Source organism: Algoriella xinjiangensis (assembly GCF_900115015.1).
Classification (GTDB): Bacteria; Bacteroidota; Bacteroidia; order Flavobacteriales; family Weeksellaceae; genus Empedobacter; species Empedobacter xinjiangensis.
Window position 1 is genome coordinate 113,767 of sequence record NZ_FOUZ01000006.1, and the last position, 15,975, is coordinate 129,741.

The 15,975-nt window shown below is 31.0% G+C and carries 18 protein-coding genes and 1 tRNA gene; 7 read left to right on the top strand and 12 right to left on the bottom strand.

Features of this window, described 5'->3' with window-relative positions:
- Positions 1–109: 109 nt before the first annotated feature.
- The 3 genes from BM072_RS07120 to BM072_RS07130 form a co-directional block, all read right to left on the bottom strand.
- Complete coding sequence (locus BM072_RS07120; RefSeq protein ID WP_092907970.1) at positions 110–1,429, bottom strand: ABC transporter permease; 1,320 nt, start codon at positions 1,427–1,429, stop codon at positions 110–112.
- A gap of 11 nt (positions 1,430–1,440) precedes the next feature.
- Positions 1,441–2,373, bottom strand: coding sequence for an ABC transporter ATP-binding protein (locus BM072_RS07125; protein WP_092907971.1), 933 nt, complete (start codon positions 2,371–2,373; stop codon positions 1,441–1,443).
- A gap of 63 nt (positions 2,374–2,436) precedes the next feature.
- Entirely contained in the window at positions 2,437–2,769 is a 333-nt protein-coding gene (locus BM072_RS07130; protein WP_092907972.1) for an MGMT family protein, read from the bottom strand.
- A gap of 41 nt (positions 2,770–2,810) precedes the next feature.
- Here BM072_RS07130 and BM072_RS07135 point away from each other — a divergent pair, with 41 nt between their 5' ends.
- A complete protein-coding gene (locus BM072_RS07135) occupies positions 2,811–3,353 on the top strand; it encodes a hypothetical protein (protein WP_092907973.1) in 543 nt (180 codons plus the stop codon).
- A gap of 58 nt (positions 3,354–3,411) precedes the next feature.
- Here BM072_RS07135 and BM072_RS07140 read toward each other — a convergent pair whose 3' ends face one another.
- Positions 3,412–3,603, bottom strand: a complete 192-nt coding sequence (locus BM072_RS07140) for a cold-shock protein (RefSeq protein WP_092907974.1) — start codon at positions 3,601–3,603, stop codon at positions 3,412–3,414.
- Positions 3,604–3,745: 142 nt separating this feature from the next.
- Here BM072_RS07140 and hemW point away from each other — a divergent pair, with 142 nt between their 5' ends.
- The 3 genes from hemW to rocD are packed head-to-tail and all read left to right on the top strand — an operon-like array spanning position 3,746 to position 6,998.
- Positions 3,746–4,873 carry a radical SAM family heme chaperone HemW gene (gene hemW, locus BM072_RS07145; RefSeq protein ID WP_092907975.1) on the top strand — a complete coding sequence of 376 codons (1,128 nt, stop codon included), beginning with the start codon at positions 3,746–3,748 and terminating at the stop codon, positions 4,871–4,873.
- Between the two features lie 17 nt (positions 4,874–4,890).
- Positions 4,891–5,697: a glutamate racemase gene (murI, locus tag BM072_RS07150; protein ID WP_092907976.1), complete on the top strand. Its 807-nt coding sequence runs from the start codon at positions 4,891–4,893 to the stop codon at positions 5,695–5,697.
- Between the two features lie 59 nt (positions 5,698–5,756).
- Entirely contained in the window at positions 5,757–6,998 is a 1,242-nt protein-coding gene (gene rocD / locus BM072_RS07155) for an ornithine--oxo-acid transaminase (protein WP_092908067.1), read from the top strand.
- Positions 6,999–7,068: 70 nt separating this feature from the next.
- Here rocD and pdxH read toward each other — a convergent pair whose 3' ends face one another.
- Complete coding sequence (gene pdxH / locus BM072_RS07160) at positions 7,069–7,716, bottom strand: pyridoxamine 5'-phosphate oxidase (RefSeq protein ID WP_092907977.1); 648 nt, start codon at positions 7,714–7,716, stop codon at positions 7,069–7,071.
- Between the two features lie 86 nt (positions 7,717–7,802).
- Here pdxH and BM072_RS07165 point away from each other — a divergent pair, with 86 nt between their 5' ends.
- Positions 7,803–8,354, top strand: coding sequence for a YqgE/AlgH family protein (locus BM072_RS07165; RefSeq protein WP_092907978.1), 552 nt, complete (start codon positions 7,803–7,805; stop codon positions 8,352–8,354).
- On the opposite strand, the gene BM072_RS07170 is transcribed toward BM072_RS07165, so the two are convergent.
- Together BM072_RS07170 and BM072_RS07175 are read right to left on the bottom strand one after the other, a co-directional pair.
- Positions 8,351–9,169, bottom strand: a complete 819-nt coding sequence (locus BM072_RS07170; protein ID WP_092907979.1) for an aminotransferase class IV — start codon at positions 9,167–9,169, stop codon at positions 8,351–8,353. The genes BM072_RS07165 and BM072_RS07170 overlap by 4 nt on opposite strands.
- A gap of 12 nt (positions 9,170–9,181) precedes the next feature.
- Entirely contained in the window at positions 9,182–9,565 is a 384-nt protein-coding gene (locus tag BM072_RS07175) for an START-like domain-containing protein (protein WP_092907980.1), read from the bottom strand.
- Positions 9,566–9,680: 115 nt separating this feature from the next.
- Between BM072_RS07175 and BM072_RS07180 the strand changes: the two genes are divergently transcribed.
- Positions 9,681–9,754 (top strand) — tRNA-Met (locus BM072_RS07180).
- Between the two features lie 74 nt (positions 9,755–9,828).
- Here BM072_RS07180 and BM072_RS07185 read toward each other — a convergent pair.
- Complete coding sequence (locus BM072_RS07185) at positions 9,829–10,656, bottom strand: DUF6515 family protein (RefSeq protein ID WP_092907981.1); 828 nt, start codon at positions 10,654–10,656, stop codon at positions 9,829–9,831.
- A 219-nt stretch (positions 10,657–10,875) separates the two neighbouring features.
- On the opposite strand from BM072_RS07185, the gene BM072_RS07190 reads away from it, so the two are divergent.
- Positions 10,876–11,925 carry a nucleoid-associated protein gene (locus tag BM072_RS07190; RefSeq protein ID WP_092907982.1) on the top strand — a complete coding sequence of 350 codons (1,050 nt, stop codon included), beginning with the start codon at positions 10,876–10,878 and terminating at the stop codon, positions 11,923–11,925.
- A gap of 28 nt (positions 11,926–11,953) precedes the next feature.
- Here the strand turns inward: BM072_RS07190 and BM072_RS07195 are convergent, their stop codons facing one another.
- From BM072_RS07195 to BM072_RS07210, 4 genes are all read right to left on the bottom strand, one after another.
- On the bottom strand, positions 11,954–12,466 hold the full coding sequence (locus BM072_RS07195; RefSeq protein WP_092907983.1) for a hypothetical protein: 513 nt from the start codon (positions 12,464–12,466) through the stop codon (positions 11,954–11,956).
- Complete coding sequence (locus BM072_RS07200; protein WP_092907984.1) at positions 12,463–12,888, bottom strand: hypothetical protein; 426 nt, start codon at positions 12,886–12,888, stop codon at positions 12,463–12,465. The genes BM072_RS07195 and BM072_RS07200 overlap by 4 nt, the downstream gene beginning before the upstream one ends.
- 8 nt (positions 12,889–12,896) lie before the next feature.
- Positions 12,897–14,066, bottom strand: a complete 1,170-nt coding sequence (locus tag BM072_RS07205) for a sigma-54-dependent transcriptional regulator (RefSeq protein WP_092907985.1) — start codon at positions 14,064–14,066, stop codon at positions 12,897–12,899.
- Positions 14,067–14,150: 84 nt separating this feature from the next.
- Positions 14,151–15,791, bottom strand: a complete 1,641-nt coding sequence (locus BM072_RS07210; protein ID WP_177190274.1) for an AMP-binding protein — start codon at positions 15,789–15,791, stop codon at positions 14,151–14,153.
- Between the last annotated feature and the right edge of the window lie 184 nt (positions 15,792–15,975).

Genomic DNA, 15,975 nt, shown 5'->3' on the forward strand with positions numbered 1-15,975 from the left:
TTATGCTAACATGTGCTAACTAATGATAAACAGTTCATTACAGAATACCCCTTACAAATCATTTAAGTAATTATTAATTATTTATTCACTTAAATATCAGTACATTTAACTAGTTTTTATATCCTATCCATTTAATCATTTCTCTAACTGTTGGTTTTTTACCATAAATCAAAATTCCGATTCTGTAGATTTTTGAGGCAATGTAAACCATAAATATTGTACTAACCAATAAAATACTTAGTGATAAAGCCAATTGCCACATTGGTACATCGAACGGAATTCGGGTAATCATCGAGATTGGAGATGTTAACGGAACCATTGATAACCAAAATGCTACGGGTCCATCAGGATTCTCAAAAGTAGTCATACTTCCGTACAAACCAATCATCATTGGTACTAACGGAAAATAAGTAAACTGCTGAGTATCAGTATCATTGTCGACAGCAGAACCAATTGCCGCGAAAATTGAACTGTAAAATAAATAACCTAAAATAAAATAAGCAATAAAAGCAAAAATGATTAATGGATAATTAAAAGTCAATAAAACTTCGCTTACTTCCGTCATTTTTTGCATCATATCTGGATTTGCTTCCGCAACTTGCGCCTGATTCATCATTTGCTGTGTCATATCCATTCGCGACGCTGCAATAGCCGGAAAAGCTAATAATAGAACCAATGTCATACCAATCCAAATTCCGAATTGTGTTAATGCAACCATTGTTGTTCCAACAATTTTTCCCATCATCAATTCGAATGGTTTTACAGATGATATGATAATTTCTACAACTCTGTTATTTTTTTCTTCGACTATAGAACGCATAACTTTTACACCATAAATCATCACGAACATAAAAATAATGTAAGTCAAAAACATCGATAAACCAATCTTCAACTCCATTCCTTTGTCCTCTTTTCCGTCCGAAACATTAAAAACATTAAGATTTACATTTGCTTTAGAATTATTAAGCGCGGCGCTATCAATTCCTAATTTTATTTGTTTATCTTTTTCAATTTTAGAACTAATTACACGCGATAATTTCTCACGATCCATAATTCCTAAATTTCCATTGGTAATTAACTGCGTATTCTTTTCGATATTTTCATAATTTCCATCTGTATTTTTAGGAATATGTAAAATCGCATTTAGATATTTACTGTCTTTTAAAGTATCCTTTATTGATTTTAATTCTTGAGGCGTATAAATACTAAACATCATTTGTTTAGACGATTTAAACGATGTTACAAACTCTGTACTTTCATCAACAATCGCAATATTTTTAACCTCTGAATTATTTGCAGAACTTAATAAAAAAATGACAGCTCCTGCTCCAACAATCAAAAGTGGAGAAAGAAAAGTCATGATAATAAATGCTTTATTTTTTACTTGAGAAAAGAATTCTCTTTGTGCTATTAAAAATATATTTTTCATTCGGAATTGGCTTAAATATTAGATGACGAACTTTGTTTTACAGCTTCTAAAAACACATCATTCATTGATGGAATTATTTCTTTGAATTGATGAACTTGTCCTAAATTCATTAATTTCATTAGAATTTCATTCGTCGGAATTGATTTATTGTATAACAAATTAAATTCAGTTCGTTGATTGATTTCTTTTACATCCGAAATATCAAATTCGTTGGCTAAATTCTGTAAATTATCAGCCGAAATATCACCTAATTCTATCGAAAATTTACCTGTTTTAAATTGATTACGAACTTCTTCAATCGTACCATCTAATACCTTATTTGCTTGATTAATTAAAGCAACATGATCACACATTTCTTCAACCGACTCCATTCTATGCGTCGAAAAAATAATAGTTGTTCCTTTATCACGAAGTTCTAAAATTTCGTTCGCAATAATTTGTGCATTTACAGGATCAAAACCACTAAAAGGTTCATCAAAAATTAATAAAGACGGATTATGAATTACTGTAATTACAAACTGAACTTTTTGTCCCATTCCTTTAGAAAGTTCGCTCAGTTTTTTGTTCCACCAAGACATCATGTCCAATTTCTCAAACCAAAATTCTGTTCTTTTTCTAGCTTCAGCAGCAGAAAGACCTTTCAATCTTGCAAAATAAAGTGCTTGTTCACCAACTTTCATGTTTTTGTACAAACCTCTTTCCTCGGGCATATAACCTACTTGCCCTATTGTTTTGCTTGTTAATGGCTCTCCATTCAATAAAATTGTACCGCTATCTGGCGCAGTAATTTGATTAACAATTCTAATAAAAGTTGTTTTTCCAGCACCATTTGGTCCTAAAAGTCCGTAAATAGAACCTTTCGGAATATTGATACTAAAATTATTAAGCGCAACTTTATCTTTATATTTCCTTGTTAAACCTTCGGCTTGCAATAAAAAATCCATTTATCTTTTCAATTTAATATGTAAAGTTAGTAAGAAGAAAGTTAAAAATGTTACAAATAAATATCAGTTTCCTTCAGAAGGATTCCAAAGATGATTTTTAAAATCGACAACTTTGTCATTCTCAATCTTAATTCCTTCGTTTTCTAATAATTTTTGCATCAATGTTGACGGATTAAAATGATGTTTACCAGTCAACAAACCATTTCTATTTACAACACGATGCGCAGGAACGTCTTCTCCTAAATGTGTATTGTTTAGTGCATAACCAACAACACGAGCTGAAAATTTTTCGCCTATTTTTTGAGCAATTAAACCATAAGTACAAACTTTACCTTCTGGAATTTGACGCACCAACTCAAATATTTTTTCGTAGGTATCAGAAATGATTTTAGTCATATTAAAACATTTGTTGTAAATTTAAGAAAAGCATAACTATTATGAGCCAAAAAGTGCCAATTAAATCTCTCTTAAGCCGTCCTCGTTTCAAAGTTTTTACGCAATTATCAAAGCAAGAATTTATTGATTTAATCAAAAAACATCTCGAAAAAAATTCGGTAGAATACGGTGGTTACGCCAATAATGAGATTGCAATGGTGCGTTTACGAAAAGATAAAGACAAATATTGGCATCCACAATTGCAAATTCGTATAGAAGAAGATGAAGATCATTTGGGCTATTTGGTTGTGCGCGGAATTATTGGTCCAAAACCTAATGTTTGGACATTTTTCGCTTTTTTATACGGTATAAGCGGCGCAATTTTTATAACACTTGGTTCTTATGCCCTTTCAGAATATATTGTGCAAGGCACAAGCGTTTGGATTTGGGCTGTTCCTATTGCTTTATTAATTGGTTTAGGAACTTATGCAGCAAGTTTGTACGGGCATTATATTGCAAAATTTCAACTCGGAAGATTGTATCATTTTGTAAATGATTTGTTGAATGATGCTGAATTTTATGAATCAAAAGATGAGTTAAATTAAAATAAAAAAGCGACCATAATTGGTCGCTTTACAAGAAATATGTTGAGATAATAAATTCTTAAATTACTTTAACATTAACGGCATTAACACCTTTTTTTCCTTGTTCTAGATCAAATGATACTTTATCATTTTGTTCTACTTTGTCTGCTAAACCAGAAACGTGTACAAAGTACTCACTTCCTGTTTCGTCATCTTTAATAAATCCGTATCCTTTTTCGTCATTAAAGAATTTTACAGTTCCTTTATTCATAGTATTATATTTTCGGGATAAAGATATAAGTTTAATTTTAATAATCATTATGATTTAAAAAAATATTTTAAAAAAATAAATCTGCCATATTATTCCGTTTCAGATTTTTAAAAAACCTAATTTTGCAATTAAATAAATAACCTTGGCAGGAATCTACATTCACATCCCATATTGTAAGCAAAAATGCAGCTATTGCGATTTTCATTTTTCAACAAATCTTCAGTCAAAATCTTTGTTAATTAAAGCAATTAATAAAGAATTAGAAATGAGAAAAGATGAAATCAATCAACCATTAGAAACAATTTATTTTGGTGGCGGAACTCCTTCTATTCTATCAGAAAATGAATTAGAAAGCATTTTTAATACAATTTCTAAAAATTATTCGACCTCACAAATCAAAGAAATAACGTTAGAAGCAAATCCCGACGATTTAACAAAAGAAAAATTAGCTTTCTTAAAATCAACGCCAATCAATCGTCTTTCAATTGGAGTACAATCTTTTTTTGAAGAAGATTTACGTTTAATGAATCGCGCACACAATGCTTTAGAAGCGGAAAAATCTATAAAAATTGCTCAAGATTTTGGTTTTGACAACATTACTATTGATTTAATTTACGGCTCTACGACAACAACGGATGATATGTGGCGAAAAAACCTTCAGAAAGCTATAGAATTAGAAGTTCCACATATTTCTTCTTATGCATTAACGGTAGAAGAAAAAACAGTTTTAGATCATCAAATCAAAAAAGGAGAAACTAAACCAATAGATGATAATCGTCAAAATGATCAATTTCAAATTTTGGTTGATACTTTAACAAGTAACAATTTTATACAATACGAAATTTCTAATTTTGGAAAAGAAAATCACTTTTCTCATCACAATTCAAACTATTGGAAAGGAGTGCCTTATATCGGAATTGGACCTTCTGCGCATTCATATAACGGAAAACAACGCGCTTGGAATATTGCTAATAATTCGAAATATATACAATCTATTCAACAAAATATTTTTCCTCATGAGATTGAAGTTTTAAATGAACTAGAACAATTTAATGAAATGATTATGATTGGATTAAGAACTATTTATGGAATAGATTTAAATCGATTAAATTCAGAATTTTCTCCGAAACTTATTCAATATTTTAATCAAGAAATTGAGAAACTTTTACAAGAAAATCTTATTGAAAAACAAGCGAATAAAATTATTTTGAAACCAGAAGCAAAATTTTTCGCAGATGGAATTGCTTCAAGACTATTTTACGTCGATTAATTTGTTAAATTTGCTGTATGAATGATAACAGACCAATTGGTGTTTTCGACTCTGGTGTTGGTGGTTTGACGTTTGCAAAAGAAATAAAACGTCTTTTGCCACACGAAAGTATGATTTACTTTGGCGATACGCAACATTTACCTTACGGTGAAAAATCTAGAGAAGCAATTACACGTTTTTCCGTTGATATTACAAATTTTTTAAAAGAAAATAATTGCAAAGCAATTTTAGTTGCCTGTAATTCTGCAACTTCTAACTCGATTGATGCGATAAAAGAAGCGGCTGGAAATGATATTCCCGTAATTGATGTGATTTCTCCAGTTGCAGAAAAAATTGCTTTTGAGTTGAGAGAAAAAATTGGTGTTATTGCAACCAAAGCAACCATAAATTCTGGTGCATATAAAAAATCGATTCGTAAATTTAACAAACATCTAAAAGTTGTCGAAATGGCAACACCTCTATTAGTACCGGTTATAGAAGAAGGTTTTGCAAATACATCTATCTCTAAAGCAGTTTTAGAAACGTATTTAACCAATAAAAAACTAGAAGGAATTGATTCGATTATATTAGGATGTACACATTATCCTTTGGTCGAAAAAGAAATCAATCAGGTATTTGAAGGAAAAGTTACCATTGTAAATTCGCCTTTAATTGTCGTAAATCAAATTATCTATCAATTAGGACGAGAAGGAAAACTAGCTTCGGAAGATAATATTCCGCAATACGATTTCTACTTATCCGATTACACAGATAATTTCTTGAAAGTTTCGAAAAAATTCTTCGGAAAAGATATTTCATTAACAGAAAAAAGATTAAATTCTTAACATAAACCGACTTTTATTTTGTCGGTTTTTTTATGATTAAATTACAAACAAACATAGCTATGAGCACAAACGAAAAATCATCTGAGTTAATTGCACTTGAAGAAAAATACGGAGCACACAACTACCACCCACTTCCTGTTGTTTTAGAAAAAGGAGAAGGAATTTATGTATGGGATGTTGATGGTAAAAAATATTTTGACTTTTTATCTGCCTATTCAGCAGTAAATCAAGGACATTGTCACCCTCGTATTGTAAACAAATTAAAGGAACAAGCAGAAAAATTAACTTTAACTTCTCGCGCTTTTTACAATGCAGAATTAGGTAAATACGAAAAATTTATGACAGACCTTTTCGGTTTTGAGAAAATTTTACCAATGAATACTGGAGCCGAAGCAGTAGAAACAGCCTTAAAATTGGCCCGCAAATGGGGTTATGAGAAAAAAGGAATCGCTGCTGGTGAAGCAATAATTGTTGTTTGTAAAGATAATTTCCACGGACGTACAACAACTATTATTTCTTTTTCTAATGACGAAGATGCTCGTAAACATTTTGATCCGTACACAAGCGGTTTTATTGCTGTAGAATACAATGATGTTGATGCTTTGAAACAAGTTTTTGCAGAAAAAGCAGATAAAATTTGTGGATTTTTAGTTGAACCAATTCAAGGAGAAGCTGGTGTAAATGTACCTTCTGAAGGATATTTAAAAGCTTGCGAAGAATTATGTAAGCAAAATAATATTTTATTTATTGCGGACGAAATTCAAACCGGAATTGCACGTACAGGTAAAATGTTAGCAATTGATCACGAAAATATTAATGCAGATGTATTAATCTTAGGTAAAGCAGTTTCTGGAGGAGCTTATCCTGTATCGGCAGTATTGGCGAATGATGAAATTATGAATGTTATAAAACCTGGTCAACACGGTTCTACTTACGGTGGAAATCCTTTGGCTTGCGCCGTTGCTATGGAAGCGATGCAAGTTGTTTTGGACGAAAAATTAGCAGATAATGCAGAAAAATTAGGACAACTTTTCCGTTCAGAAATTAATAAATTAATTCAAGATTTTCCTTTATTCAAATCTGTTCGTGGAAAAGGATTATTAAATGCAATTTTAATCAATGATACACCAGATTCTGAAACTGCTTGGAATTTCTGTGTTAAAATGATGGAAAACGGATTATTAGCTAAACCTACACACGGAAACATTATTCGTTTTGCACCACCATTGGTTATAAATGAAGAACAATTACACGAATGTATTGCTGTTATTCGTAAAACTGCAGAAGAGTTTAATAAATAATATACAATAAAATATTTAAGCAAAAACCTGATGATGTTTCATCAGGTTTTTTTATTTATAAATTATTATTTTAAGGCGCTAAACGCTCTTTTTTCCAATCAAAATCTTCTTGTAAAACATAACGAACACGATCGTGTAAACGACTTGGACGACCTTGCCAAAATTCAATTTCAGTTGGGCGAACTAAAAAGCCACCCCAATGTGCTGGGCGAGGAATTTCTTTACCTTCGTATGTTTTTTCTAATTCGATTTCTTCAGCAGCTAAATCTTCATTTTCATCAATTACAGCACTTTGATCCGATAACCAAGCACCTAATTGGCTGCTTCTTGGTCGTGTTTCAAAATAACCATCAGATGTATTGTCCGATGTTTTTTCTGCAATTCCTTTTATTATAATTTGACGTTCTAAAAATGGCCAGAAAAATGAAATACAAACCTTCGGATTTTCTAACAAAGCTTTTCCTTTTTGACTATTGTAATTGGTATAAAAAATAAAACCTTCGTCTGTATAACGTTTCAACAAAACAACTCGCGTTCTTGGAAAACCATCGTCACCAATCGTCGCAACCGACATTGCATTAGCTTCGTCTACTCCATCCGATTCTTCTGCTTGTACAAACCAATCTCTAAATTGTTCGATCGGATTATCTCTCAACGAATCAAAATTCATCGCTTGTTTTTCGTAGACCTTTCTTTTATAACTTAAATCTTGTTTCATTAATATTTTCTTTATATTTTTAAACCATATCACTGATTTTTTAATCAGACTTTATAAAACCTAAAACAACAAAAACATCATTTGATATGTCTATCAAAAGTATTAAAAAAGGAGCTATTTTAATTGCAAAACCTGCATTAACTAACGATATTTTTCAGCGTAGTGTCATTTTGATTACAGAACATCTTGAATCTGGTAGTATTGGTTTTATTTTGAACCGATCTTCGCATCTGCCAATTAGTATTTTTGTATCTGAAATGGAGGCTGGATCTATTGTTTTTGAAGGCGGACCAGTTGATAAAGAAAATATTTATTATATACACAAGCGTCCAGATTTGATTAGAAATAGCGAATGGATTGCGGATGATATTTATTGGTCTGGCGTTTACGAAGATGTGCGCGAGGCAATTAATCAGGATTTAATAAAAGAGGACGAAATCAAGTTTTTTATTGGGTATTGCGGTTGGTCTCCAAAACAAATTGTAAATGAATTGGATGATAATTCGTGGGAAATTACCGATTTAGATTTTGATCTTTTTGAGAATTGGAATTCGGATTTGTGGAAAAAATTGATGAAAGAACTTGGAGGTGAAAACTTAATTTGGCTAAACACCCCCGCTGATCCTTCTATGAATTAATTCGATTTTAGAAGATTAAAAATCGATTTTGTTTTAGTTGAAGTATATATTTTCTTTCGATTTTGAGTAATTGGTAAAATTCCAATTCCGTCAATCAAAATAAAAACTTCTTCTGCTTTCTGAATTTCGAATGGAAAAATTTCTGCTTCTTCTACTGTAAATTCTTCTGCTTTATTTATTTTTTTAATGAAATTATTTCGCAATACGCTTGTAATTACTCCTTCTTCTTTTTTAGGAGTTCTGATTGTTTGATCGTTTAAAACAAAAATATTTCCTTTTAATGATCTTGCCATTCTTTTGTTGGCGTTTAACAAGATAATATCGGCGTAATCATTCTCAAGACGATAAATTTCTGCAATATTTTCTTCTGGACGATATGTGTTTACTAACGAATAAAAAGCTGTATTTATAGCGTAATCCTTGTAAACATCAATCTCGTTTTCATGCTCTAAAAACATCCAATCTTCGCTACTATTTTCGATAGAAACAACATAATTGATTGTCGCTTTTAAATAATCTGCTTCATCATTACGGAATGCCAAAAATTCTACCTTTCCTGATGTTGTTTGATTGGCTTGTGCAAGTAAATTTATTTGATCTTGAAAAAATTCTGGCGTAAAATCTAAAGGAATATTCATGCGGTAAATACGCATAGAAGCCATTAAATTAAAATAATGATCTTCCCAATCTATAATTTCACCGTTTACGTAGCGTAAAATCTCTTTTACAGCGTCACCATTTCGAAAAGCTCTATTTTGTTGTCCTATTACTGCATTTACTTGTTCGGTGATAACGCCACCTAAATTAATTTTCAAAATAATAGATTTTTAAACTGATCCTAATATTTTTTTAAGATCTTCAATTTGACTTTCCCATAATTGTTTAGACTCTTCTACTTCGTCTTCTTCTGCAAAATCTGTAATCACAATTGAAACATCATTTGTTAAATCATCTTCTACAATTGTTAATTCGAAGAAATATTTTGTGTCTTCGTCATATTCCCATTGAAAACGAACATAGCTGTCTTGCTTTGATTTCATCAAAAACGCAGATTCTTCGTGACCATCCCAAATAAAAGTATACTTTTCTCCACGAGAGTTTACATTGTCTGCAAACCATTCTGACAATCCTGAAGGATTTGATATATAGTTATATAGCAATGATGGAGATGACTTAATTGAAAATTCTACTTGATATTTCTTTTTCGGCATAATTCTATTTAATTGAAGTCGCAAGATATAAAATGAATTGTATCTACCAAAGAAAATCAAAATAAGTTTTGCATTGATTATTCAAAAAAATTATCTTTGCAAAAATTAATATTTCGGCGAGGTAGCTCAGATGGTTAGAGCGCAGGATTCATAACCCTGAGGTCGGCAGTTCGATTCTGCTCTTCGCTACAAAAAATCCCACAACAAGATAACTTGTTGTGGGATTTTTATTCACCTAAAACCTAACTTATGTATTCTTTTTTTTAATCTAAATAACCTACTACCTGATAAGCTCTTGTACCTCTATCATAAAATTTTTGGTACAAAGTTCCTCCAAATTCATATAAATTTTCGCCTTCATAATTTACTCTTTCATAACCTGCAGGCAAAGCATATACAATTGCTCCAATTGGTGCTTCTATTACTTCAAAGTAATTTCTGTATGGTTTGTAGTAAACTCCTTCGTAAAAATAATACGGATTTCTACCTAAATCTATCGTTACAAAACCTCTTGGTAATATATTAATTCTAAATCCTATACTTGGCATGTAACGTACATATCCTTTGTTGTAAGATCTGTAATATATACCATCATTTCCGTAAAAATTATTGTTATTGTACGAGTATTTTTGATAACGATTAAAATCAATATTAGATACTGGACGGTAATTTCTACTGTACGAACTATTGTTTATTCTGATTGGATTGTTTTTATAATTACGCTCCGAATTTCTGTTATCATTATTTCTATTTCCGTTGTTCCTATCACGGTTACTTGTTGGTCTACTACCAACTACCGCCGTGTTGTCTTTGGAAATACGATCATTATTTGTACTTGGTCGTGTTGTTCTATTTACATCACTTCTATTTGTATCTCTCGAAACTCTATCTGTTCTATTCGCATCAACTCGTGTACTAACTCTATTTTCGTTTTTCGCAACTTCTGATCGTCCATTATTTGTTTGTACTCTAGTTGTTTCGCGCGAATTTCCATCGCTTCCTCTCCTATTTCCTCTCTCTTGTGCATTTACTCCAACAGCCATCATTGCTGTAAACGCAACTCCTAAAAGTGTAAATTTAATCTTTCTCATTTCCTATTTTTTAAATAAATTAAGACATCTAGCATATTACTATTTCCGTGCCATAAATCCTTAAAATATCATTCTAAAACTACATTTTATTTAAAATTATTTTTAACTAATTAATTATCAATATTTTACATTGACAATTTTGTTTGACAATTTTGTTAATATTTTTATTCCGGACATCAATTGATTTTCATTAATTTTGCTTCATATAGTATACTAACGATGATTGACGTAAAAAATGCATATATCGCCCATATAAGTTTGCAAAAAGTTGGACATAAAGTTCGCGAAGAAGCAAATATATTTGCCGATAAAACACTTGAATATGATGAAAGTAAAGAAGAACAATTGATTCCTTTTTTGCTAAATCCGTTCAAAAAATCGCTCGAAATTAATCATTTTACTCATTATACCGAAAAATTAGAGTTTAATGTTTTGTACAATCAATGTGCGCAAATGTTTGAGGAAAAAGTAGATTTTATTGACTTTTCGCAAGAAGTTTTAAGTCATTTGTACGAAAAATCATTGCATCCTCAAATAAAAACAGGTGAAGTATTTGTCACATTATTTGAAAACATGATGTTCGACGGAATTCCTTGTCGCGGAATTGGTATTTATAAGTTAGAAAATAAAAAGAAATTTTTACGTTTTGACGAATCAAAAGGCTTAGATTATAACATTTGGAAAGGCTATAAACTTGAAGGAATTGACAAAGCTTGTATGATTTTGGATGTTCACAAAGAAGAAGGTTTTCGAGTTTTTTCTATTGATGATAAAAACGTTGAATCTGAATATTGGAAAAAGAGTTTCTTAGAAATTGATTTGATAAAAGATAACAATTACCATACAAAAAAGTATATGGAATTGATTACCGATTTTTCCAATGATTTTCTATTAGACAAGACTGATAAAAAGCAACAAGCAGAATTTATTTCGAACTCAATTAATGTCTTAAATTCTAACGAATTTGTAACAAATGAAATAATTGAAGATCAAGTCTTAAAACCATTTGAGTTAATTGATGAGTTTAAAGAGTATAAAAAAGATTATAGCGAAAATAATCGTGTAGAATTTGTAGAATCTTTTGAAGTTTCTGTACCTACATTGATGAAAGAAAGTAAGAAAATTAAGAGCGAAATAAAACTTGATACAAAGATTAATATCAAACTAGATTTAACAAATCCAGATGCTGCCGAAGAATATTTGGAACGTGGATTTGACGAAGATAAAAAGATGTTTTATTACAAAGTTTATTTCAATACAGAACAATAAAAAAAGCCTCAATATTGAGGCTTTTTTGTTATTTATCTAATTTTATTTTTTGTTGACTTTGTTGCAATTGATAAAGTTCAATTATATCTTCTATCGGATAATTAAACCAATCTACTTGCTTTTTAATTTTAGAATTTTTGTCTAAATATAAATACGTAGTAAACTTCATCGGCGGAAATTTCATTCCATTATATGTATATCCAGAAAATTCTCCGTTTGCAATAATCATCGTATCGTTTGTAAATAATTCTTTTACATTCAACAATTTATTGCCATCATATTGCATCGTTTGATCATTCCAACGAATAATTTCGTTTAATAAATATCGCGGTTCTAGCGTAGCTCCTCCAGAATATTGCGCTACATTTTCGTACACAACACTATCATTATAATACGATAACATTTTGCTATAATCCTTTCTCGAAGCATAATTTTCAAAAAATCGTTTTCCTAATTCATCATTTTTAGATGTATTAGAATCTGATTGACAACTTATTAATAAAGTTAAAATTAATACGCCTAAAACTTTCGCTATTTTCATTTTTCTGTTACTCTTATTAAATAATTTTCTCCGTTATCGTCTGCCAAACCATCTTCATTAAGAATCATAATTTCTGAATTGTCTGACCAACGCATAAACTGAAAAGGAAGTTTATTTTTCTTTGTTTCGATTTCCATCAATGATCCATCATCCTTCTTCACCCATTCTCCTTGATAATTTTTGCCTTTATATTCTACAAAAAAATCATTGTCGGTTAGTTTTAAAACGACTTTATCGCCAAAATATTTTCCTTCGAAAGTTCCTTTATAAATTAATGCTTCATTCGTGAAAACAGAATTTTTCTCTAATGACAAAACATCTTCATGCGATAATCCTTCCGAACTTTTATCCGCAACAACTTCTTTTTTACAAGAAAATGCAAAAAAACATATAAAAATGGTTAAAAAGTAGAGCGATTTCATCGAAAATCTTATTTTTTTACAAATTGCTCAACATCTTTGCGTGTAACGGGATTTTCACCTAAAATCAACAAACGTTCTACAACATTTCTTAACTCGCGGATATTTCCTGTCCAATCAATTTCTTTTAAAGATTCGTAAGCAGATTTATCAAAATCTTTAGGATTTGTTGCTACAGAAACAAAATATTCTACCAATGCCGGAATATCTTCTTTTCTATCATTCAACCCAGGAACATTGATAATAATTACAGCCAAACGATGGTATAAATCTTCGCGAAAACGACCTTCGCTAATCTCTTTACGCAAATCTTTATTTGTCGCAGCAATTACGCGAACATCTACATTTATCTCTTTTTCTGAGCCAACTGGCGAAACTTTACCTTCTTGCAACGCACGCAAAACTTTGGCTTGCGCTGAAAGACTCATATCTACAATTTCATCTAAAAAAATTGTTCCACTATTTGCTAGCTCAAACTTACCTTGTTTATCCTTAACCGCTCCTGTAAAAGAACCTTTTACGTGACCAAATAATTCACTCTCAATTAATTCTGCTGGAATTGCAGCACAGTTAACTTCGACTAATGGTTTTACGCTACGCTCACTTTTTTCGTGTAAATGATGCGCAACCAACTCTTTACCTGTTCCATTTGGACCAAGAATTAAAACACGTGCATCCGTAGCAGCAACTTTATCTATGATTTGTTTTACCTCTAAAATAGCAGGCGAATCACCAATCATTTCATATTTTTTTGCTACTTTCTTTTTAAGCGCTTTGTTTTCTTTTTTCAATTCTTTGTTCGAAGAAAGTAAAGATTTTCGATCTAAAGCATTACGAACAGTCGTTAATAATTTATTTAAATCTGGTGGTTTTGATATAAAATCATACGCGCCTTTTTTGATACAATCAACCGCTAAATCAACATCACCGTGACCTGTAATCATCACCATTGTTAACTCAGGATTATAATCCATTGCTTCAGACAAAACTTCCATTCCGTCTTTAATTGGCATTTTTATATCACTAATAATTAAGTCGTATTCTTTTTCTTTTATTTTTTCAAGTCCAACCGCACCGTTTTCAGCTTCATCCACATTCCATTTTGGATTTTCATCCATTAAAATGCTTTTCAAAACGTTACGAATCGCCTGTTCATCTTCTATTAATAAGATATTTGACATCTTTATGATCGTTTATTTTAATAAATTAAATAGACTCAAAGATAATCGAAATTATTCTTTTGAGCCTATTATAAAAGTAACATCTTAAGAAGTTTTTATTTTTTTAGCATTTTCTAAACCTAATTCTTTTATTGAAACGTCGCGCATTTCAATTTTTCTAATTTTACCTGAAACTGTCATCGGAAATTCGGTTACAAATTTCCAATATCTTGGACGTTTAAAATGAGCTATAGACAAGCAATACTCTTTTAATTCGTCTTCTGTAATAGATATTCCATCTTTTATTTTTACCCAAGCCATTACTTCTTCTCCATATTTTATACTTGGAACACCAATGACTTGAACATCAGAAATTGCTTCATTTTCATACAAAAAATCTTCAATTTCTTTGGGCGAAATATTTTCTCCACCTCTAATTATAATATCCTTTAAACGTCCCGTGATATTGATATAACCATCAACATCCATCGTCGCAATATCACCCGTATGCAACCAATTATTTTCATCAATTACTTGCGCTGTAGCTTCTGGATTGTTCCAATATTTTTGCATGATAGAATATCCTCTTGTACAAAATTCGCCCGCAACACCGCGTGGTAAAATATCGCCCGTTATTGGATCTATAATTTTAATTTCTAAATGATTTTGAACTGTACCAACCGTCGAAACTTGCTTTTCTAAAGGTGTTCCGATAATAGTTTGTGTAGAAACTGGCGAAGTTTCGGTCATTCCATAACAAATACTAACCTCTTTCATATTCATTTTGGCTTGCACTTTTTTCATGATTTCAATCGGACAAGGCGAACCTGCCATTACTCCCGTACGAAGCGATGATAAATCGAAACGATCAAAATTTGGCAATTCTAATTCGGCTATAAACATAGTTGGAACACCATATAATGATGTACATTTTTCTACTTCTACTGCATTTAAAGCTTTTTCTGGATCAAAACTTTCGGACGGAATCACCATGCATGCACCGTGTGTTGTGCAAGCTAAATTACCGATTACCATTCCGAAACAATGATAAAACGGAACTGGAATACAAACACGATCATTTTGAGAATAATTTAAGCGAATTCCTATAAAAAAACCATTGTTAATTAAGTTATGATGTGTTAAAGTAACACCTTTCGGAAAACCTGTAGTTCCCGAAGTATATTGAATATTAACGGCTTCATCAAACTGTACAGATTGCTCTAACAGACTAACTCTTGACGTTGAAATATCTTCTGCTTTCAACAAAAAATTATCCCAATCATCCTCAAAAATTATAATATGTTTTAAACTTGGCGTATTATCTTTTACCGCATAAAGCATTGTTTTATATTCGCTACTTTTAAAGTTAAACGAAGCAAAAACAGCTGATATTTCTGCTTGATTCAAAACAAATTCTAACTCATTTTCGCGATAAGCAGGATTTAAATTCACTAGAATCATTCCGATTCTAGCCGTTGCATATTGCAACAAAACCCATTCTGCCCTATTTGGCGCCCAAATACCAACGCGATCTCCCTTTTTTAGACCAATTGCTAATAAAGATTTGGCAATTTGTTCGGTCTGTGTATAAAATTCGGTATAGGTTGCGCGATAATTTTGGTCAACACAAACTAATGCTTCATGCTGAGGGTATTTTGCGACAGTATTACGCAAATTTTCTCCAATAGTTTCACCTAATAAAGGTTGTTCTGAAGCGCCACTTGAATATGATAAATTTGAAATCATTTTATAAAATATAAAGTTAGATAGTCTTTCTATCTCAAACTTAAACATGATTTTTTGTTTTAAAAACTTCTGAAAAGATTGATTTAATATTTATGAAAGAATCATAATTTTTTATCAAAATCAGAAATAATATCAAAAAAAATAACCTAAAATTTTAACAAATACTTAATTTAGATCAACCGAA